Origin of the sequence: Pseudomonas sp. DE0010 (assembly GCF_007680745.1) — a bacterium.
Lineage (GTDB): Bacteria > Pseudomonadota > Gammaproteobacteria > Pseudomonadales > Pseudomonadaceae > Aquipseudomonas > Aquipseudomonas parafulva_B.
The window spans coordinates 1-275 of the sequence record NZ_VEJQ01000202.1 but is presented as its reverse complement, the minus strand read 5'-3'; the positions used below and the strand labels follow the sequence as shown (position 1 = coordinate 275).

Annotated in this window: 1 protein-coding gene; it reads left to right on the top strand. The window is 68.0% G+C overall.

The genetic code is table 11. The annotated features are described in order from the left end of the window. Positions 1 to 91 precede the first annotated feature (91 nt). On the top strand, positions 92 to 275 hold a 184-nt coding region (locus tag FS767_RS22245; protein ID WP_371921610.1), incomplete at its 3' end, for a UPF0758 domain-containing protein.

The following is a 275-nucleotide window of genomic DNA, read 5'->3' as shown; positions in this document are numbered from 1 at the left end:
CCAATCGAGGCCTGCGCGCACCCGCGAATGATCCGGTTAAGATAGCACAGCGCCTGCAGGACGCAGGCGGCCCGCCAGACAAGGAGCGTCCATGAGCATCAAGGATTGGCCGGCCCAGGAACGGCCGCGGGAGAAACTGCTGGAACGGGGCGCCCAGGCCCTTACCGACGCCGAACTGCTGGCGATCTTCTTGCGCACCGGCGTGGCCGGCAAAAGCGCGGTGGACCTCGCCCGCCAGCTGCTCGGGGAATTCGGCAGCCTCAGAGCCCTGCTGG